Source organism: Flavobacterium sp., assembly GCF_044357305.1.
Taxonomy (GTDB): domain Bacteria; phylum Bacteroidota; class Bacteroidia; order Flavobacteriales; family Flavobacteriaceae; genus Flavobacterium.
This window is the reverse complement of the sequence record NZ_JBIKPS010000002.1, coordinates 146,962-168,459: the sequence shown is the minus strand read 5'-3', so window position 1 is coordinate 168,459 and position 21,498 is coordinate 146,962. Positions and strand designations below refer to the sequence as shown.

Below are 21,498 nucleotides of genomic sequence, written 5' to 3'. Positions count from 1 at the left end.
ATACCGCATTTTCAATTTGTAGTGAATTAATAATTATTGTACAATCAATTTTTTTGTAGCCGTATTTCCAGCTTCTGTTATTTTTACAAAATAAGTTCCTTTGCTTAAATTAGAAACATTAATTGCTTCGGTTGTAGTTGTAGTTTTAAGTACTTCTTGACCTAAAGTGTTATAGATAATCACTTGTTTTTCTAAATCTGTTGAAGAAACTATGAATAATTTTCCGTTAGTAACTGGATTTGGATACATTTTAAATTCAGATACGTTCATGACATTATTAGTTCCTAAAGTAGTCTCTAAATAAGCATCTGCAAAGTTAGTTCCAACTCTAATTTCATCAATAACAAGTAACGGAGTAGAAGAAGATGAAGCTTGTAATAATTTAATTCTATCTAAATTATCTCTACCTACAGGAGTTGTTGGATTATTTTGAGATAAAGTAGGTGATGTAAAAGCAGAAAGAGGATCTACCCATAATTTCGACACTTGATTTAAGGTATCCACATCTCCAATATTTTCATAACTAATAACTATAACATGTTGGCTATTAAAGTTATATTCCGTTGGGCTCCAAACACATTCAGTACCACTATTTGATTTCGATAAACCAAGATTAAATTTACCTGTAACCATATTTTTTCTAAACATAACATCCGATGCATATCCTGTAGTTACTATACCTGAAACAGGATCTACAGTTTCTGATACAAAACCATAAAATCCGGTAGGAGTTGAATAGTTAGGATCTGTAGTAGTAGACGCTACAATAGAAGGTGCATCTGCAACATTAAATACAAAAGAAGAAAACAAATTTCCACTGGTAGTATTAGTAAATTTTAATTCAGGATCAATTCCAGAACCAGCAAAAGAAATTGCATTTCCTGTAGCTACAGGAAGTATATCCCATACTGGAGAAGCAACAATAGTTACATCATCCGTAATGTTACTGCTTGGAGATATTGACCAAGAACCTAGTCCAACGCCGTTATTAGTGGTAAGAACAGCATTAGAATTATTATTCATTAAAACCAATTTATCTTCAATATTGTAATCGCCAAAACTTTCATAAAAAGGCAATGTTTTTAAAGCAATGTCGCCTACAAATACTTCCGTTCCAACTCTAGGACTTTCAATTCCATTATTGGTTTGCGATACATAATACTTAGCATATGTTAATGGTGTTGCAGTAGCTAATTCAACACCTCCAGTAGATGCAGTGTACCATTTTAAATTAGTTCCAATAGCAACTAAATCGGCAACTGTTGGGTTGGTATTGCTATTAAATGCTTGTCTAGCCTCAACAGTAGGTAAAGGAGCAAAAGTTGAAGCTCCGCCTATCGCTTCTCCCCAGTTATTTGCAACTCTTATCTCATCAATAATAATTAGTGGTGTAGAAGAAGAAGAAGCTTGTACTAATTTAATTCTATCTAAATGACTTCTGCTAATAGGTGTTACAGGACTATTTTGAGTCAGTGTAGCAGCAGGTTGAGCAGTAGTTGTTGGGTCAATCCATATACTAGATATTTGATTTAAAGAATTTGTAATTCCAATATTTTCATAGCTAATTACTATAACATGCTCGGTATTAAAATCATATTCTGTTGGACTCCAAATACATTCCGTATTACTATTAGATTTTGACAATCCTAAGTTAAATTTACCAGAAATCATATTTTTTCTAAACATAATACTGGAAGCATATTCTGCAGAAACAGAACCTGTACCAGAATTAATTGATTCTCCTAAGAAACTATAAAATCCAGTTGGAGTAGAATAGTTAGGATCTGAAGTAGTAGATGCTACAATGTTAGTTGTATCAGCTGCGGTAAATACAAAAGAAGAAAATAAACTTCCACTAGTGGTGTCTGTAAATTTCAATTCTGGATCTATACCAGAGCCTACATAAGTTAATGCATTTCCTGATGAAACAGGAAGTATAGAAGTTGCCCATGAAGGAGAAGCTGCAATAGTAACATCATCTATAATATTTGAACTAGGTGTAATAGACCAAGAACCAAGTCCAACACCATTATTAGTGGCAACAGCTGCAGATACACCGTTGTTCATTAAAATCAATTTGTCTGAAACGTTATAAACTGCAAAATTTTCGTGTAATGGTAACGTTTTTAATGCGGTATCTCCTACAAATACTTGTGTACCAACTCTTGGACTTTCGTTACCATTAACTGTTTGAGAAACGTAATAATTGTTATAAGTTAAAGGTGCTGAAGTTGCTAATACAGAACCTCCTGTAGAAGTTGTATACCATTTTAAATTACTGCCAACAGCAACTAAGTTAGCGACTGTAGGGTTTGATGTACTATTAAATGCTTGTCTTGACTCCACAGTGGGTAAAGCAACATAAGTAGAAGCTGCTCCAATTGCTTCACCCCAGTTATTTGCTACTCTAATCTCATCTATAATAACTAAAGGGGTAGAAGCTGAAGAAGCTTGTAGTAATTTTATTCCGTCCAAATGATCTCTAGTTATAGAAGTAGTTGGGTTATTTTGAGATAAAGTAGCAGTAGGTTGCGTTGTAGTTGTTGGGTCTATCCATAAATTAGACACTTGGTTTAAAGCATTTGCATCACCAATATTTTCATAACTAATTACAATAACATGTTCGGTATTAAAGTCATATTCTGTGGGACTCCAAACACATTCGGTACCGCTATTTGATTTTGACAAACCAATATTGAATTTACCTGTTACCATATTTCTTCTAAACATCACATCGGATGCATATCCAGTTGAAACTAGACCTGTAACTGCGTCAGTAGTTTCCGATATAAAACTATACAAACCTGTAGGAGTTGAAAAGTTAGGATCTGTAGTAGTTGAAGCGACAATTGAAGTGGCATCTGCAGCTGTAAAAACAAAAGAAGAAAATAAACTTCCTGTTGTTGTGTTAGTAAATTTTAGTTGCGGATCAATTCCTGAACCTGCAAAAGTAAGTGCATTTCCTGTAGCTGTTGGAAGTATAGAAGGTGCCCAAGAAGGTGAAGTTGCAATGGTAACATCATCCGTAATATTAGTACTAGGAATAATAGACCAAGAACCTAGTCCAACACCTGCATTAGTAGCAACTGCAGTAGAAGCACCATTATTCATTAATATTAATTTATCTGCAATGTTATAACTTCCAAAATTTTCGTGTAATGGTAACGTTTTTAATCCTGTATCTCCAACGAATACTTGCGTAGCAACTCTTGTACTTTCAGTGCTATTCATAGTTTGAGAAACATAATAGTTAGCATAAGTTAATGGCGTATTGGTTGGTATAGCACTACCGCCTGTAAGAGCAGCGTACCATTTTAAATCTGTACCAGTTGCAACTAAATTAGCAATAGTTGGATTGGAAGTACTATTAAAAGCTTGTCTTTTTTCTACAACTGGCGGAGCTGTGTAGGCTGGTAATGGACTTAGAGCGATTTTGAAATTATCAAATTGATAGGAATTTTGAGCGCTTGTACTGGTTTGTAATCCAACAGCGTATCCAAAATTGGTCATTGGTGTTGTAGTTGGAACATCTGTAGCAGTACCACCTATAGTTAAAGTTCCTGAAGTTGGATCTACAAAAATAGTACCAGCATCTTCACGATAAGAAAGCTCCCAAAGATCTATTGAAGGGTTATAAGTAACTTTGATACTTAAATTATTAGGTGTAGTAAGAGCAGGAGCTTGAATTAATTCAGGAGTCTCTATTAAACGCTGAACAATAGAAGATTCAGGAGCAACTCCATCTCCAATACCATTTGTAAATTTAATTAAATTAATAACAGCACGAGTTGTACTGGGCGTACTACTTTTTTGAACAATTACAGCATAACCAGTTCCTGGAGATGCACCATTGGACAATAAACTACTATTAGTTGCACACAATATAGTAGCATTAAAATATTTAGCCACAGGATAAGCTGTTGAAGCAGAAAAAGTGTTGGTTGATAATCTTGCTGCTTTCATGTTAAAGGTCCATGAAACTAGGTTTGTATTGGAGTGTAATACCCCATTTAAAGCAGTACCCGAAGGCAAAGCACCTGCTAAACTTACTCTATTAGCGGTACCATTTGAAACGAAATTTAAAAAACCATTATTATTAGTATCTAAACCTACTGCACTATAGCCGGCAACATTGGTAGTATAATTAACGGAAGGATTTGAAGTTCCTCCAGAATAGCTGTTAGCAGCAGTAACCGCAGTAGATCCGAATGTCTCTTCAAATACTGTTTGGCTCCAACCAACATTAGCGCAAAAAAGCATTCCAAGGAAAGCTAACTTTAACAATTTTCGGTTAAGTAATAGTTTTTTCATAATTGTTTTTTTAAATTCAATTTAATTAATCTTTATTAAAATAGTTTTGGGTTAAATTGTACATGAAATTTCGAACTAATAATTTATAAAATTAGCATTAATTCTTCCAACTTATAATAAATCAAAAATAAGAACTTATATTTTTTTTAAAATACGAATTTAGGGGTAAAATTGTACAGAAATAATTATTGCACACCAGAACAAAAACATTAAAAACAACTGAATTTCAGTTTATTATAATATAATAAATAGCTAAAATTAAAATTAACAATATCCGAATTGAACTTTATACAAATTCCTGTTAAGATTATTACTATATCGTTTACGCCAGGAATACAATAATCTATTGGATAAATACCTAAGTAAATTTATCACTGCTAATTTGGTTTTAAAACCAACTAAATACTATCTAATTATTGGTAAATGTTTTAAAACCTCAGCAATTTTCAAAGCGCATTTTTCACCATCAATTGCGGCAGAAATAATTCCACCTGCATACCCTGCTCCTTCTCCGCAAGGATACAATCCTTTTATTTGAACATGCTCTAGTGTTTCTTCATTTCTAGGAATTCGAACTGGTGAAGATGTTCTACTTTCAGGTGCGTGCAAAATTGCCTCATTAGTCATATAACCACGCATGGATTTTCCGAATTCTAGGAAACCTTCGCGCATAATTTGGGTTAAAAACCCTGGAAAAACTTGTCCCATTTCTACCGAAGTAGTTCCAGGAACATAAGACGTTTTAGGAATATCTGTAGAAATTTTATTTTGAGTAAAATCTACCATACGTTGTGCAGGAACTTTTTGAGTTTGTCCTGCTAAATGCCATGCTTTTTGTTCGATAGATTTTTGGAATTCCATTCCGGCCAAGGCACCAAATTTGGCAAACGGTTTATAATCTTCGAGTTTTAATTCGACTACAATTCCGGAATTGGCAGTACTTTGATCGCGTTTGGAAGGCGACCAACCATTGGTTACTACCTCACCTGGGCTAGTGGCGCAAGGCGCAATCACCCCACCCGGACACATACAAAACGAATACATGCCACGTCCATTAACTTGTTTCACTATAGAATATGGTGCTGGAGGCAAATAGTCTCCACGGAAATCACACGAATACTGAATTTTGTCAATCAATTCTTGCGGATGTTCTGCTCGAACCCCAAGTGCGAAGGGTTTGGCTTCTATAAAAATTTTCTTTCTATCTAATAATTCAAAAATATCTCGTGCCGAATGTCCTGTGGCAAGAATGACTTTATTTGCAGAAATTGTATCTCCTTTTTGGGTTACAATTCCATGGATAGCATTATTTTTAATTAAAAAATCGGTTACTCGAGTTTCAAATAAAACTTGGCCACCACATTCAATTATTTTTTCTCGAATATCTTGAATAATTTGAGGTAATTTATTGGTTCCTATATGCGGATGGGCTTCTACTAAAATATCCGAAGATGCTCCAAAAGCCACTAATAATTGTAAAATTCTATCAACATCCCCTCTTTTTTTAGAACGAGTGTATAATTTTCCATCCGAATAGGTACCTGCGCCACCTTCGCCAAAGCAGTAATTGGAATCTTCGTTTACCAAATGGTCAACGTTAATTGCTTTTAAATCACGACGGCGGCCACGAACGTCTTTACCGCGTTCGAGAACAATTGGCTTTAAGCCCAATTCTATTAATTGCAAAGCAGCAAATAAGCCTGCAGGCCCTGCTCCTATTATAATAACTTCTTGAGAATTGGAAACCTTTTTATACTCTGGAAGTTCCAGTTTTGGTTCGATATAAACCTCATCATTAAAGAAAACAGAAGCCTTAATATTGAATTTTATGGATTTTTGACGCGCATCAATGGATCGTTTTAAAACCACCACTTTTTGAATTTCCTTACCCGAAACATGAAATAACTTAGCCAGATGTTCTTTTAGTAAAGATTCATTGGCAGCAACTTCTGGGGCAACTTGGGTTTGGATTTCGCGTGGCATAATTGGTTTTTTGCAAACTTAATTTAATTTCCGTAAAGTCTTAGCATAAAAAAAGGTTTAGCATGAACTAAACCTTTTAAAATTTTAAAAATAATTTTTATTTTTTGATGAACTTGAAGTTTTTAACCTCTTCATTGACTTGAATTTTAACAAAATACAATCCGCTTTGTAAATCGGAAACCGAAATAGATTCGATAGTATCCACAGATTTTAAATCTTTTATCAAAGCTCCACTTATAGAATAAATAGATACATTAGAAATAATTTCATTTGAAGTAGTAGCAATATGTAACACATCCGAAGTAGGATTCGGATACAATTTAATTGAATTATCTAATGAATTGACATCTGTTCCTAGAATATTAGAAGGATCTAAATAATCAGCTACTCCGTTGCTATTGGTATCATCATCTGCTGGATTACCATTGCCGTTGTAGTCTTCCACAAATGTAAGAACACCATCACCATCATCGTCATTATCTAAATAATTAGGTTTTCCGTCGTTATCGGTATCGATTAAAGCAGAAGTAGAATTCTTAGTAGTAAATACATATTCTACGCTAGTCAAAACTAAATCTCCATCATCATCATTATCTAAATAATTTGGCAAGCCATCCATATCGGTGTCATCGTTGGCAAGATTAGTATCGTTATTGGCATCTTCCAAATTTGTTGCAACAGTATCTGTATCATAATCTACAGCACAATCAATTACACTTAAAACCACTGATTTTACCACACCATTCATCATGGTATATAAAGTTTGTGGATTTGTCATATTGGTATACGTCAAACCAGAAATAGGATTGGTCTGTGTTTGCAAATCAGTTGGATTTGCATAAAAAACAAGTCCAGTAGTAGCATTTGGCGCTAAATCATTTTGTACTACTTGCAAATTAAATTCTTCAATTCCATCCGAATTACCATCACATTTTACATAAGAATAAGTTCCCGTAGAATAATTAGGTCTTGTAAATCTCCATCCTTCGTGGTAGGCAGTCCAAGCTCCAGTATTTCTTCCAGGCGCTGTAATACCTATATCTCCGGCAAGATTTATTAATCCAGTAACGGCTCTACCTCCATTCCATGCGGTACAAACTTGTTTATCAATTAATTGAACATCAATAATACTTTTGGATTCATATAATACCATTTGAAATGTACTAAAAGCATTAGAACAACTAAAATGTGCATTGTTATTGAAAACAACTACAAATTTTCTATAAGGTGCTGTCCCATAAATTCCGTAAGTGATAAAACCTTGTGTAGTATTATTATACATATCGTGGTAACATCCTAAAATAGAATTTTTTACAGGAAAAGTTAAATTAGGAACCGATTGGGTAAACGACCATGCTGAAAATTGATTTGCAGTGGTATATCTAAAATCAATATAACCATTGGTGCTAACTACTATTTGATTGTAATTTGCTCCATAAAAATCAAAAGTAAAAGGAAGTGCAATAACATTGGAATTCATATCATCTTGTGTTCCTAAAACCGGAAGAGTTGCAGTATATTGTTGAAAAGGAATGGAAGTTACTGCATAGTTAGATTGTCCGTAATTGATTTGACAAAATAAAACAGAAAACAGTATAAGAAAGTAGTTTTTAATCATAATATTTGTTTTTAATTTGGAGTTAGGCAACAAATATATAATAATTAGTCAAAATATTGATTTTTAGACAATAAAACATTATTAAAATGAAAAAAATAAAATTAATTTGGGATTTTAGAGGATCGGATGCAGCAAAAATTGCCGAACATCATGAAATACATTTGAAAGAATATATTAATCTAGAAAAAAAATCGTTGAATATCACAGGCTATGAAATTATAAACGAACTGCATGCTATTGCTTTTATGGTAGTATTGGAAGATAATATGATTGCAGTTCGAGATGCTTTGAAACCGCATCGTGGTGCGATTTATACCGATTAAAATTCCAATGAAAAAAATTCCAAATTCCAATGTGCTTTAAAATTCCAATAAAAAAATTCCAAATTCCAATGGTGTTAGCATCTTGGAATTTGGAATTTTATACTTGTGATTTATATTTTAATTCGCTACTTCACTTATAAATTTAATTCGCATTAATCGAAGTTCTTCAATATCGTATTCGCCATCAAATTCTTTTAAGGCTTTTTCAATATTATCCGATTCGGAATCCATGAAATAATCGTGAATTTCTTCTTGTTGGTCTTCATCCAACATTTCATCAATCCAATATTTGATATTCAATTTAGTTCCAGAATTAACAATTTGTTCCATTTCTTTTAACAAATCATCCATCTTTAACCCTTTTGCGGAAGCAATATCCTCTAAAGAAAGTTTACGGTCAATATTTTGAATAATGTATAATTTATTGATAGAATTGGCTCCTGTAGATTTAACTACCAAATCGTCAGGTCGAATAATATCATTATCGGTTACATATCTATTAATCAATTCTATAAATTCTTTTCCGTATTTCTTAGCCTTACCTTCACCTACACCATGAATATTAATTAATTCAACCATGGTAATAGGATATTTCAATGCCATATCTTCTAAAGAAGGGTCTTGAAAAACTACAAACGGAGGTACTCCAAGTTTTTTGGCTACTTTTTTTCGCAAATCACGCAACATTGTCATCAGTACCTCATCGGCGGTTCCTGAAGATTTAGCTGCTGTAACAATTGCATCATCTTCTGCTTCATTGTACTCATGATCTTCCGACATCATAAATGAAGTTGGATTCTTGATATAAGCATGACCTTTATCGGAAACCTTAACAATACCATAGGTTTCAATGTCTTTAGTTAGCATTCCATCTACTAAAACTTGACGGATTAATGCCATCCAATAGCGTTCTTCTTGGTCTTTTCCAGATCCGAAAAAACTTTGTGCATCGGTTCGATGGGCTTTAATGGTTGCGTTAACCCTTCCTATTAAAGTATAAACAACTTCTTTCGATTTATATAAATATTTGGTGTTTCTAACTACTTCTAATAGTTTCTTAACATTATCCTGCGCTTCAACTTTCACTTTAGGATTACGAACATTATCGTCCATATCAGCACCATCGCCTGTTTCTCCGTCAAATTCTTCTCCGAAATAATGCAATAAAAATTTACGTCGCGACATCGAAGTTTCGGCGTAAGCCACAACTTCTTGCAATAATGCAAAACCAATTTCTTGTTCGGCAACGGGTTTCCCCGACATAAATTTTTCTAATTTTTCAACATCCTTATACGAATAATAAGCCAAACAATGGCCTTCGCCACCGTCACGACCTGCACGACCCGTTTCTTGGTAATAACTTTCTAATGATTTTGGAATATCGTGGTGAATTACAAACCGAACATCGGGTTTGTCAATTCCCATACCAAATGCAATGGTAGCAACTACCACGTCTACATCTTCCATAAGGAACATGTCTTGGTGTTTGGCACGCGTTTTAGCGTCTAAACCAGCATGATAAGGTACTGCGCTAATTCCGTTTACTTGCAAAACTTCGGCAATTGCTTCCACTTTTTTACGGCTTAAGCAATAAATAATTCCCGATTTGCCTTTGTGTTGTTTGATAAACCGAATAATATCCGATTCAATATTTTTAGTTTTAGTGCGTACTTCGTAATATAAATTTGGTCTATTAAAAGATGCTTTAAAAGTATTTGCATCCGACATGTCTAAGTTTTTCAGAATGTCTTCTTGCACTTTAGGAGTTGCAGTAGCGGTTAAACCAATAACAGGAACATCGCCTAAATGTTTTATTATAGTTCTTAAATTTCTGTATTCTGGACGAAAATCATGCCCCCATTCGGATATACAATGCGCTTCATCAATAGCAACAAAAGAAATTGGAACGGTTTTTAGAAATTCTATATATTCTTCTTTAGTTAACGATTCTGGTGCAACATATAATAATTTGGTAATTCCAGAGGTAATATCTTTTTTTACCTGATTAATTTCGGTTTTAGTCAAAGAGGAATTTAATACATGCGCTATTCCATCATTTGTGGAAACACTACGTATGGCATCCACTTGATTTTTCATCAAAGCAATTAAAGGAGAAACAACAATAGCCGTTCCTTCTTGAATTAAAGCAGGTAATTGGTAGCACAATGATTTTCCGCCTCCAGTAGGCATAATAACAAAAGTATTTTTTTGGGCAACAATACTTTTTATCACTTGTTCTTGCAATCCTTTAAATTGGTTGAAACCAAAATATTTTTTTAATTCTTTGTGTAGGTCAATTAGATTTGGATTCATTATTACTTAATAGTATTTTTACATAAATTTGCAAGGTTAAATATACAAATTTCTTTTACTCATACAAACTTTATAACAAATCTATTTTGATTACTAAAGAATCCATACTTGCATCGGCAAAAAAAACAATTCTCTCGGAGAGTCAATCTATTGCTAAACTATCTGATTACATAGACAATAACTTCTTTGAAGCGGTTACTATGATCCACAATTTAAAGGGTAGACTAATTATTACTGGGATAGGGAAAAGCGCTATTATTGCTCAAAAAATTGTAGCAACCCTAAATTCTACAGGCACTCCTGCTTTATTTCTTCATGCATCCGAAGCGATTCATGGCGATTTAGGCATGCTTCAAGCAGGTGATGGCGTAATTTGTATTTCTAAAAGTGGAAATAGTCCTGAAATTAAAGTCTTGGTTCCGTTATTAAAACGCTTCGGAAATAAACTTATCGCAATTACTGGAAACGTTACTTCCTTTTTAGGAAAAGAGGCACATTATACCTTAAATACTTTTGTAGATGCAGAAGCCTGCCCTAATAATTTAGCGCCTACTAATAGCACCACAGCACAACTAGTTATGGGCGATGCTCTAGCAGTTTGTTTAATGGAAATGAAATCATTTACTGCAGAAGACTTTGCCAAATACCACCCAGGAGGTGCTTTGGGTAAAAAATTATTGCTCCGTGTGATTGATATGTTGGACGCCTCTAGAAAACCTATGGTAAACCCGGATTCTAGCGTTAAAAATGTAATTGTAGAAATTTCTGAAAAACGATTGGGAGTTGCCGCAGTTATTGAAAACAACATTGTAGTTGGGATTATAACTGATGGAGACATTAGAAGAATGCTTAATAAAACCGAAACTATTGCAGGCTTGACGGCCAAAGATATTATGACGGTTAATCCAAAAACCATCCAATCTACCGATATGGTGGTAGATGCTTTGAATATTATGGAAGATTTTTCTATAACCCAATTGGTAGTGGTAGACCATGGCGAATACCAAGGCGTGGTTCATTTACACGACATATTAAAAGAAGGAATTGTATAATGGCGAAGAAAGAAAGTAAAGAAATGTCTTTCATGGACCATCTGGAAGATTTGAGATGGTTGCTTGTTAGAAGCACCCTTGTAGTAATAGGTATTGCAGGAGGTTGTTATTTTATAGATGATTTTATTTTTGATACCATAATCTTTGGTCCAAAGGATCCAAGTTTTATTACCTATCGCTTTTTTTGTGAAGTAACCCATTTTTTTGGTGTTGACGGAACGTATGCTTGTGCTCAAGAATTTAATTTCAAAATTCAAAATCAAAATGTAAGCGGACAATTCTCTATGTATTTATGGACTTTAGTAAGCGCCGGATTTGTAATTGGATTTCCTTATATTTTATGGGAAGTTTGGAAATTTATAAGTCCTGCATTATATGAAAAAGAACGTAAAATGGCCGGAAGATTTATTGTAGTTTCTTCTATCTTATTTTTTATTGGTGTTCTCTTTGGATATTATGTAATTGCACCATTATCGATTAACTTTTTCGCCACTTTTAATGTGAGTAAAGAAGTAGAAAACCTATTCACCATAGATTCCTATGTTTCTGTTATTAAAACCTCCATTATTGCAAGTGGATTAGTATTTGAATTGCCTATAATTATATATTTTCTTGCCAAAGTAGGAATGGTAACTCCAGAATTTTTAAGAAAATACCGAAGATTTGCAATAGTAATAATATTAATTTTAGCAGCTATAGTTACCCCTCCTGATATTGCAAGCCAGATAATTGTTTCTATACCTATTTTTATTTTGTATGAAGTAAGTATATTAATTGCTGCAGTAGTAGTAAAAAACGCAAAAACTGAAGAGCAATCTAGTTAAAGATGGGAGATGGAAGATGGAAGATGGAAGATGGAAGATGGGAGATGGAAGGTGGGAGATGGAAGTTGGGAGATGGAAGTTGGGAGATGGAAGTTGGGAGATGGAAGATGGAAGATGGAAGATGGAAGATGGAAGATGGAAGAATATAGAATGTAGACGAAAGAATGAAGCAACTAAATAATTGTTAAATATAAAGTAGTTAAAAACGTTTATTTGTTTATTTGCAAAAGTTTAAAACTTAGAACCTGAGTAACTCAGAACCTTAGATCCTTAAAAAATGAAATTAAGAGCCGAAAATTTAGTAAAAACCTACAAAGGAAGAAGCGTTGTAAAAGGCATTTCGGTAGAAGTTAACCAAGGAGAAATTGTTGGACTTTTAGGTCCTAATGGTGCCGGAAAAACAACTTCCTTCTACATGATTGTAGGTTTGGTTAAACCAAATTCTGGCCATATCTATCTAGACGATACCGACATTACCGAGTTCCCAATGTACAAACGTGCCCAAAACGGCATTGGTTATTTGGCACAAGAGGCTTCTGTATTTAGAAAATTGAGTATTGAAGATAATATTTTAAGTGTTTTACAATTAACCAAACTATCCAAAGAAGAGCAAATTGCCAAAATGGAAAGTTTAATTGCCGAATTTAGTTTGGAGCACATTCGCACCAATCGTGGCGATTTGCTTTCGGGAGGAGAACGAAGACGAACCGAAATCGCTCGTTGTTTGGCCACCGATCCAAAATTTATTTTATTAGATGAGCCTTTTGCAGGAGTAGATCCTGTTGCTGTGGAAGACATTCAACGAATTGTAGCCCAACTAAAAAACAAAAATATTGGTATCTTAATTACCGACCACAACGTACAAGAAACTTTAGCCATTACCGACAAAACCTATTTAATGTTTGAAGGCGGAATTCTTAAAGCAGGTATCCCAGAAGAATTGGCTGCCGATGAAATGGTGCGAAAAGTATATTTAGGACAAAATTTTGAATTGCGTAAAAAGAAATTGGAGTTTTAAACTTTTAAATTATCTTTGAATATGTTTCCAATCAATCCCTATAGAAAAAACATTGAAATGTTATGTAAATCGCATAATGTAATAAACTATACCTATTTGGATCGGCAACCAATACTGATTTTAATGATTCAAGTGATATCGATTTTCTTGTGAAATTCAAGCCATTTGATTTGAAAAAATATTTAATCAACTACATTGACTTAAAAGAAAAATTAAAAATTTTATTGGAAAGGGATATTGATTTACTTGAAGAACAAACTTTAAAAAATCCTTATTTAATAAAATCTATTGATAAAAATAAAGAGTTGATTTATGGAAAAACCTACTAAAGAAACCCTCGAAAAATGGCGCAAAGACGACAAATATTGGAAATTAGGCTGTTTTTATTATAATCCCGAAGACCAACGCATTTTACCTCCAAAACGAATTGCTTGGATGGGTTGGACGGTTAATTTTGCCAATAAAAAATCACTTTTAATATTTATTGCGATAATGGTTATTACAATAGTATTAATTGCATTTTTACCCCATCATAAATACCATTTGTAGTCAACAAAAATCCGCTTTGCTTTCACAAAACGGATTATTATAAATCTCGTACTTCGTAAATCTTAACTCGTACTTCGTACATTTTACCTCGTACTTCGTATTTCTAAACTCGTACTTATAAATGTATTACTTCGCCATAAGCATCAGCAACAGCTTCCATAACAGCTTCACTCATAGTAGGGTGCGGATGAATTGCTTTTAATATTTCGTGTCCTGTTGTTTCTAGTTTACGTGCAACAACTGCTTCAGCAATCATATCGGTAACACCAGCACCTATCATGTGACAACCCAACCATTCGCCATATTTAGCATCAAAAATTACTTTTACAAATCCATCGGGAGTTCCAGAAGCTTTTGCTTTTCCAGAAGCCGAAAATGGGAATTTTCCAATTTTTAATTCGTATCCTTTTTCTTTTGCTTGTTTTTCGGTTAAACCAACCGATGCAATTTCAGGAGTAGCATAAGTACAACCCGGTACGTTTCCGTAATCAATAGGTTCTACATGCAAACCTGCAATTTTCTCCACACAATTAATTCCTTCTGCCGAAGCAACGTGCGCCAATGCTTGACCCGGAGTTACATCGCCAATAGCGTAATAACCTGGAACATTAGTTTGATTGTAATCGTTAACCAAGATTTTATCTCTGTCGGTAGCAATACCTACTTCTTCTAAACCTATGTTTTCGATGTTGGTTTTGATTCCAACTGCCGAAAGTAAAATGTCTGCTTCAAGAACTTCTTCGCCTTTAGCTGTTTTTACATAAGCTTTTACTCCAGCACCAGTAGTATCAATTCGTTCTACAGAAGAATTTGTCATTATTGTAACTCCTGCTTTTTTCATAGAACGCTCCATTTGTTTCGAAATGTCTTCATCTTCAACTGGAACAATGTTTGGCATGAACTCTACTATAGTAACTTCTGTTCCCATAGCATTATAAAAATGTGCAAATTCTACTCCAATTGCTCCAGAACCAACAATAATTAATTTCTTAGGTTGTGTTGGCAAAGTCATCGCTTGACGGTATCCAATTACTTTTACCCCATCTTGTGGAAGGTTTGGCAATTCGCGAGAACGAGCACCAGTTGCTATGATAATATGATCTGCTGTATATTCAGTAACTTTTCCTTCTTTATCGGTAACATCCACTTTTTTACCTGGTTTTATTTTACCAAAACCATCAATAACGTCGATTTTATTTTTCTTCATTAAGAATTGAACTCCTTTACTCATACCATCTGCAACGGCTCTAGAACGTTTTACAACGGCTGTAAAGTCTTTGTCAAATTCTTTAATGGTTAATCCATAATCGGAAGCATGTTTTAGGTAATCAAAAACCTGAGCAGATTTTAAAAGCGCTTTTGTAGGAATACATCCCCAATTAAGGCAGACTCCACCAAGATTTTCTTTTTCAATAATCGCTACTTTAAAGCCCAATTGCGAAGCACGGATAGCCGTAACATAACCGCCTGGACCACTTCCTAAAACAATAATATCGTATTTCATGTGTTGTATGATTTTCTAAATTAATTGAGATTGCAAATTTAGAAAAAAGATTATAAGTTTGGCTTTAAAAGTATAAGAGTTTATAAATTTAGGATAATTTCGTTAAAAACTCTTTAAAAAGTATAATTCAGGCCAACAGTATATCCACCATTTATTCGGTTAACAGTTACATCTACCTTGTTTTTTTCGTAAGGTTTTGTAAAAACAAAGGACGTTCCAACACCAATTACTGCTCCTGCAAGCACATCCCAACCATCGTGTTTTTTTGCTTGAATACGACTATATCCAACAAAAGAAGCTAATACATAAGAAGGAATTCCATATTTCCATCCATATCTTTTTTGAATAAATGAAGCGCCAGAAAAGGCACAAGTTGTATGTCCGGATGGGAATGAATAATTATCGCATCTATCTGGTCTAGGTTTTAATACAATGCGTTTTAATGCTTGTTGTATAATTAATCCAGAACCGTAAGCTTTAATTAATTGCCAAGTAGGCTTGGTGTTATCGTCTTTCCAAATAAAGGTCGACCCAAGAGCAACCGCCGGAAGTGCTAGTTGTAGTATGTCGCCACTGGTAGTGATGGATTTATTTTGTGCAATTGAATTTGAGAAACAAAAAAACAAAACGAAAAGTGGGGCTATTTTTTTCATATTTGCAAAATTTATTTGGAATTATTTTGATTTGGAATTACATTTTTAGCTCTTTTTTTTAGCTTTTGTAAACTTGAAGTTGGTGGTGGCATGATTAAAAAGTTAGGATTACTCCCGCAATATTAATATTGTTATAGCGGTTGAAACTAAAATTGGTTTTGTAGGTAGTTTTATTTTTATCAAAATCTACTATCTTTTCCTGTTTGATAATTCTTCTATTGGCAATTGTTTTACCCATAACATATCCCATAAATATTGCTATAGGATAGTCGGAGGTCCAATGTACTTTTCCACTTACCATATTAAAAGCAAGTAAACTTCCAACGGAATATCCAACCGGTTTAATCCATTTTATTTCTGGATAATTAGTTGCAATGATAGTAACAGTTGCTACATAGGTTGCCATATGTCCTGAAGGCATAGCATCATAATTTGGAGTGTGCGATTGAAAAGCATGAAAACTCGGAAAGGGATTCCAAGCACCATTAGTAACAGAAGCCTGGTTAGGACTTTCTCTTCCCGTGACTCTTTTTATAGTTTGAGTAACTGCACCTATAGATGCTAATGCCTCAACCAATTCGTTAGAAGTATTTAGTGCTCGATAATCGTCTTTACCAATTTTACCAATACACCAAAACATTCCGCTTAAAAGTAAGGTCGTACCTCCATTACCAACATAATATACTGCCGAAGGTATATTTTGAGGAACGATAGATAATAAGCCGCCTATTTTTTTATACTTAGCATCTTCATTCCATATTCCTATTTTTCCACCAAGTAGATCTGCATCTTCAGTAATTTTTTGATCGAAAGGAATTATTGCTAATGTTGATCCAACAGCCAAAGCATCCCATTTTAAGTTTTCTTTTTGGATTGAAAATTTGCCAAGAGCCACAATGTCTTTAGGTAGATATTGAATCATTTCCAATGTTTTAGGCTTTTTAAATCCGTAAGTTACATTTGGATTAATTTTGAAATAGTGTATTTCAGTATTTAAGGAATCTTTTATTTGAGAGAAAGACTCTAAATAAAATAAAAGAAATAACAGAGGCAATTGTTTAATAATCATGAAGATATTATAATAATTGCTGCGAATGTAAATCTTTTAAATAAAAATTTATCTCCTTGTAAGTTAAATCAATATTAAGTTATAGGTATGTTGGTAAACTGCGAATCGTAAAGCTTCTTGTAAAAACCATTCTTTTGAATTACCAATTCGGCGTGGGTTCCAGCTTCTACAATTTGTCCTTTATCCATTACAATAATTTTATCTGCTTTTAATATGGTTGCCAATCGGTGCGCAATAACAATTGAAGTTCTGCCTTGGGTAATGGTTTCGGTGGCTTTTTGAATTAATTCTTCCGAATAGGTATCAATGGAAGAAGTCGCCTCATCTAAAATTAAAATACTCGGGTTACTAACGTAAGCACGAAGAAAAGCAATCAATTGGCGTTGCCCGGAAGATAACATTACACCACGTTCTTTCACATTATAATCGTAGCCTTCTGGAAAATTCATAATAAATTCGTGCACTCCAATTTTTTGAGCTGCAAGCACCACAGTTTCTCTAGTAATTGCAGAATTGTTTAATGTGATATTATTTAAAATAGTATCGGCAAAAAGAAAAACATCTTGCAAAACCACCGCTATTTGGGTACGTAAACTATCAAGTGTAAAGATGTCAATATTTTGATTATCAACATAAATGGCACCCGAATTGATTTCGTAAAATCGATTTAATAAGTTAATAATAGTCGATTTTCCTGCACCTGTAGCGCCAACAATAGCAATAGTTTGTCCAGCTTTCACTTCTAATGAAATGCCTTTAAGTACTTCTTCGTCTTTAATATAACTAAAATGCACTTTATCAAAAATAATATTTCCCGCAAAATGATTGGCAACCACAGTTCCAGTTTGTTGAATTTCTTCGTTTGTATCTAAAATATCAAAAACCCTATTGGCTGCAATCATTCCCATTTGCATTTCGTTGAATTTATCTGCAATTTGTCGCAACGGATTGAATAACATCCCAATAAACATAGTATACGCCGTCATTTGACCAATAGTGGTAAATGGATTGCCATTTAATATTTGAAAGCCGCCATAAATTACAATAACTCCTAAGGTTATAGAAGAAATAATATCGGCAATAGGAAAGAAAATAGAGTTGTATAAAATAGTTTTAATCCAAGCCACATTGTGCTTTTGGTTGATTTCTTTAAACTTTTCAAATTCAATTTTTTCTCTATTAAAAAGTTGAACGATTTTCATTCCCGTAACTCGTTCTTGCACGAAAGTATTTAAATTGGCAACTTGATTTCGAACTTCTTCAAAAGCAACCTGCATTTTCCGTTGGAAAATTCGAGTGATATACACCAATATTGGCATAGCCAAAATAACTATTAAAGTCAGATGCCAATTCATATAAAACATGATCAATAAGCAAACAAACATTTTCATTATGTCACTCATAATCATGAACAAACCTTGACTGAAAATACGTGCGATTTGCTCAATATCCGAAACCGAACGAGTAACCAATTGCCCAACTGGAGCAGTATCAAAATACTTCATCCGAAAAGAAAGCATGTGTTGGAACAATTTAGTTCGGATGTCTTTCACGATATCTTGCCCAAGCCAGTTGGCCCAAAGTACAAAATAATATTGCGATAAGCCTTCCATCAACAAGGCAAATCCCATAATAACGGCATACAACAATAACCCCGATTTGTTTCCGGGTTTTATAAAAGTATCTACGGTAATTTGAAGAAACAAAGGGCGCAACGCAGCAAAAAGTGACAATAAAACCGCAAACCAAATCACACCTCGAAACCTAAAAGTATAAGGTTTGGTGTATTTTATGATGCGTTTAAATAAATTTATGTCGAATGCTTTTGCTTTCATTTTTTCAAGGAAATTCCTTTTTTAGGTCTTGGGTTTTAGGTCTTGGGTTCTTGGTCTTAATTCTTAATACTTAAATCTTAATACTTTTTTCTAAAAACGGATACTCCACTTTAGTCAAATACAATCCGTGTGCTGGAACCGAAAACCCTGCTTTATTGCGGTCTTTGCCCTCTATAATAGTACTGAATTCTTGCAAAGATACTTTTTCCAAACCTATATTTACCATCGTTCCAACAATTGCACGTACCATATTTCGTAAAAAACGATCGGCAGCAATAGTAAAAACCAATCGATTTTCTATTTGTTGCCAATGTGCCTCGTATATCTTGCAATTAAAGGTATTTACATCGGTATGCACCTTCGAAAAACACTCAAAATCAATATAATTAAAAAGTATTTTACAAGCCTCATTCATCAACTCAATGTTTAAGGAATTAGGGTAATACCAAGAATCATTACTTTCAAAGGCGTCTTTGGTAGTGTGAATGTGGTATTCGTAAGTTCGTTTGGTAGCATCAAATCTTGCATGAGCTTCCTCCTGAACTGGATAGATATTCAAAACCGCAATGTCCTTTGGTAAAAACGAATTCAGTTTATGGATGTAATATGGAACCTCAATTTCCACATCCAAATCAAAATGCGCAAACATTTGTTTGGCATGCACTCCAGCATCTGTTCGTCCTGCACCAACCAAATCAATTTCTTTCTTGAAAATAGTAGAAAGTGCTTTATTCAAAGTTTCCTGCACAGACGTTGCGTTGGGCTGGTATTGCCATCCGTGGTAGTTGGTTCCTTTGTAAGCAAATTCTAGAAAGTATCTCATTTTTGGGTTTTGGGTTGTGGGTTCTAGGTTTTGGGTTTTGGGTTTTGGAATTGCAAATTTACAAAGATTTTAATAGATAAAAGATTTAATAAATAATCATTATTGTCCGATTAAAATATTTATTGCTAAAAACCATTATATGTTTTTTCTCGCAAAGGCGTGAAGTAGCAGTTTATATCTAAGTGCTTTGCGACTTTGTGTCTTAGCGAGAATATATTAAAAATTAAATTGAGTTTAAAATTTCACCATATTTATAAGACTTAACTAATCAAATAGTTAGTTTTATTGGACAACAATGATAAATAATTAACTTTGCGTGACATTATTTTTAGAAACTTAAAACAAAGTTTTAAAATTAGTGCAATTTGAAGATTTCTTATTTGTGTGAATTAGTGCAATTCGTGTAAAAAAAAACAGAGTGCCTTTGCGGCAAATAATATGAAAAAAATTCTTTTACTTTCCGATACCCACAGTCATATAGACGATGTAATATTAAAATATGTAAACCAAGCTGATGAAGTTTGGCATGCTGGTGATATTGGAGATTTATTGGTTACCGATACCATAAAAAAACTAAAACCACTTCGAGCAGTTTACGGAAACATCGATGACGATAAAGCCCGAATGGAATTCCCATTAAACAATCGTTTTATGTGCGAGGGAATTGATGTTTGGATTACCCACATTGGCGGTTATCCCGGAAAATACAACCAAGCCGTTCGAGAAGAACTGCGAAACAATCCTCCAAAATTATTCATCTGCGGCCATTCGCACATACTAAAAGTGCAGTTTGATAAAAGTTTAAATTTACTCCACATGAATCCAGGCGCATGCGGAATTTATGGTTTTCACCAAATAAGAACCATGCTGCGTTTTGAAATTGATGGGGATAAAATTCAGAAACTAGAAGTAGTCGAGATTGGGAAGAAGTAGGCCGTGTTCAGTATTCATAGTTCAGTAATCAGTGCTCAGTTTTCAAAATATCCCTTTATGCAACTTGGTGTTTTCTTTGTGAATCTTAGTGAAATTACAAACCTTAGGAAACAAAAAAATCCCAAACTTTCGTTCGGGATTTTCTTCGCACTAATAAACTAAGTTTATAGGTTTATCTCAATCGGTCCACAGATTTTACGAGATCTTCATCCTTCTTAATAGCCTTGTTGGCCAAGACTAGAAAAACGATAGAAAAGATAGGTAGAAACATCCCAATACCCTTCTCAGAAACTGCAAGAGTTTCTCCGGATAGATTTAGGGAACGATAAACAAACAATCCTAATAAAATTAAATTTAATATCATATTCAATCTGTTCAATACAAATTGTTGTTGTCTTTTTTTAAACGTAATAATACTAATTACCGCTAGGGTAGTACTCAACCCAAACAAAATTTGATACCCAACAGTGCCCATAAAATAATATTCTTTACCATCGGTCATTTTCCACAACGGAAAAACAAACGGAAGAATTCCGGCAAGTACAAATACCAAAGTTAAATAGATGGTTTGAATTCGTTGTAACATTATTACTTATTTATAACGCAAAAATATATTTTCTTTTTATAAAAAACTATTGCTTGAATGAAAATTATTCGTATTATTGCATTAGAAATCCGTAAGTACTTCAA

18 protein-coding genes are annotated in these 21,498 nt (G+C 33.8%); 8 read left to right on the top strand and 10 right to left on the bottom strand.

The genetic code is table 11. The features are described from left to right. Positions 1-33 precede the first annotated feature (33 nt). The 3 genes from ACIQ2J_RS02720 to ACIQ2J_RS02710 form a co-directional block, all read right to left on the bottom strand. On the bottom strand, positions 34-4,311 hold the full coding sequence (locus tag ACIQ2J_RS02720; RefSeq protein ID WP_396166391.1) for a T9SS type A sorting domain-containing protein: 4,278 nt from the start codon (positions 4,309-4,311) through the stop codon (positions 34-36). A 405-nt stretch (positions 4,312-4,716) separates the two neighbouring features. Beyond that, complete coding sequence (locus ACIQ2J_RS02715; protein WP_396166388.1) at positions 4,717-6,294, bottom strand: NAD(P)/FAD-dependent oxidoreductase; 1,578 nt, start codon at positions 6,292-6,294, stop codon at positions 4,717-4,719. A gap of 97 nt (positions 6,295-6,391) precedes the next feature. Beyond that, positions 6,392-7,912, bottom strand: a complete 1,521-nt coding sequence (locus ACIQ2J_RS02710) for a T9SS type A sorting domain-containing protein (RefSeq protein WP_396166385.1) — start codon at positions 7,910-7,912, stop codon at positions 6,392-6,394. A gap of 86 nt (positions 7,913-7,998) precedes the next feature. On the opposite strand from ACIQ2J_RS02710, the gene ACIQ2J_RS02705 reads away from it, so the two are divergent. Next, complete coding sequence (locus ACIQ2J_RS02705) at positions 7,999-8,235, top strand: hypothetical protein (RefSeq protein WP_396166383.1); 237 nt, start codon at positions 7,999-8,001, stop codon at positions 8,233-8,235. A 117-nt stretch (positions 8,236-8,352) separates the two neighbouring features. On the opposite strand, the gene recQ is transcribed toward ACIQ2J_RS02705, so the two are convergent. Then, positions 8,353-10,548 carry a DNA helicase RecQ gene (gene recQ, locus ACIQ2J_RS02700; RefSeq protein ID WP_396166380.1) on the bottom strand — a complete coding sequence of 732 codons (2,196 nt, stop codon included), beginning with the start codon at positions 10,546-10,548 and terminating at the stop codon, positions 8,353-8,355. 86 nt (positions 10,549-10,634) lie between these two features. On the opposite strand from recQ, the gene ACIQ2J_RS02695 reads away from it, so the two are divergent. The 6 genes from ACIQ2J_RS02695 (at position 10,635) to ACIQ2J_RS02670 (ending at position 13,991) form a co-directional block, all read left to right on the top strand. Further along, on the top strand, positions 10,635-11,600 hold the full coding sequence (locus ACIQ2J_RS02695; protein WP_396166378.1) for an SIS domain-containing protein: 966 nt from the start codon (positions 10,635-10,637) through the stop codon (positions 11,598-11,600). After that, positions 11,600-12,424: a twin-arginine translocase subunit TatC gene (tatC, locus tag ACIQ2J_RS02690; protein ID WP_396166376.1), complete on the top strand. Its 825-nt coding sequence runs from the start codon at positions 11,600-11,602 to the stop codon at positions 12,422-12,424. Before ACIQ2J_RS02695 ends, tatC begins: the two co-directional genes overlap by 1 nt. A 37-nt stretch (positions 12,425-12,461) precedes the next feature. After that, positions 12,462-12,605, top strand: coding sequence for a hypothetical protein (locus ACIQ2J_RS02685; protein WP_396166374.1), 144 nt, complete (start codon positions 12,462-12,464; stop codon positions 12,603-12,605). Positions 12,606-12,701: 96 nt separating this feature from the next. Further along, positions 12,702-13,442 carry an LPS export ABC transporter ATP-binding protein gene (lptB, locus tag ACIQ2J_RS02680; protein ID WP_396166372.1) on the top strand — a complete coding sequence of 247 codons (741 nt, stop codon included), beginning with the start codon at positions 12,702-12,704 and terminating at the stop codon, positions 13,440-13,442. Between the two features lie 137 nt (positions 13,443-13,579). Then, on the top strand, positions 13,580-13,771 hold the full coding sequence (locus tag ACIQ2J_RS02675; protein WP_396166659.1) for a hypothetical protein: 192 nt from the start codon (positions 13,580-13,582) through the stop codon (positions 13,769-13,771). Then, positions 13,755-13,991, top strand: a complete 237-nt coding sequence (locus tag ACIQ2J_RS02670) for a DUF5808 domain-containing protein (RefSeq protein ID WP_396166370.1) — start codon at positions 13,755-13,757, stop codon at positions 13,989-13,991. Before ACIQ2J_RS02675 ends, ACIQ2J_RS02670 begins: the two co-directional genes overlap by 17 nt. Positions 13,992-14,106: 115 nt before the next feature. On the opposite strand, the gene lpdA is transcribed toward ACIQ2J_RS02670, so the two are convergent. The 5 genes from lpdA to truA all read right to left on the bottom strand — a co-directional run bounded on the left by lpdA (position 14,107) and on the right by truA (position 19,875). Next, entirely contained in the window at positions 14,107-15,495 is a 1,389-nt protein-coding gene (gene lpdA / locus ACIQ2J_RS02665; RefSeq protein ID WP_396166366.1) for a dihydrolipoyl dehydrogenase, read from the bottom strand. A 113-nt stretch (positions 15,496-15,608) separates the two neighbouring features. Next, positions 15,609-16,148 carry a phosphatase PAP2 family protein gene (locus tag ACIQ2J_RS02660; RefSeq protein WP_396166364.1) on the bottom strand — a complete coding sequence of 180 codons (540 nt, stop codon included), beginning with the start codon at positions 16,146-16,148 and terminating at the stop codon, positions 15,609-15,611. A gap of 94 nt (positions 16,149-16,242) precedes the next feature. Then, entirely contained in the window at positions 16,243-17,070 is an 828-nt protein-coding gene (locus ACIQ2J_RS02655; protein ID WP_396166361.1) for a phosphatase PAP2 family protein, read from the bottom strand. A 221-nt stretch (positions 17,071-17,291) separates the two neighbouring features. Beyond that, positions 17,292-19,052 (bottom strand): ABC transporter ATP-binding protein, encoded by a 1,761-nt coding sequence (locus ACIQ2J_RS02650; protein ID WP_396166359.1) that lies wholly within the window; start codon positions 19,050-19,052, stop codon positions 17,292-17,294. 70 nt (positions 19,053-19,122) lie between these two features. Then, the gene (gene truA / locus ACIQ2J_RS02645; protein ID WP_396166357.1) at positions 19,123-19,875 is read right to left on the bottom strand and encodes a tRNA pseudouridine(38-40) synthase TruA; all 753 of its coding nucleotides are present in this window, start codon (positions 19,873-19,875) and stop codon (positions 19,123-19,125) included. 438 nt (positions 19,876-20,313) lie between these two features. Here truA and ACIQ2J_RS02640 point away from each other — a divergent pair, with 438 nt between their 5' ends. Beyond that, positions 20,314-20,808, top strand: a complete 495-nt coding sequence (locus ACIQ2J_RS02640; protein ID WP_396166355.1) for a metallophosphoesterase family protein — start codon at positions 20,314-20,316, stop codon at positions 20,806-20,808. A 172-nt stretch (positions 20,809-20,980) separates the two neighbouring features. Here ACIQ2J_RS02640 and ACIQ2J_RS02635 read toward each other — a convergent pair whose 3' ends face one another. Then, complete coding sequence (locus ACIQ2J_RS02635) at positions 20,981-21,394, bottom strand: DUF4293 domain-containing protein (RefSeq protein WP_396166353.1); 414 nt, start codon at positions 21,392-21,394, stop codon at positions 20,981-20,983. Positions 21,395-21,498 lie beyond the last annotated feature (104 nt).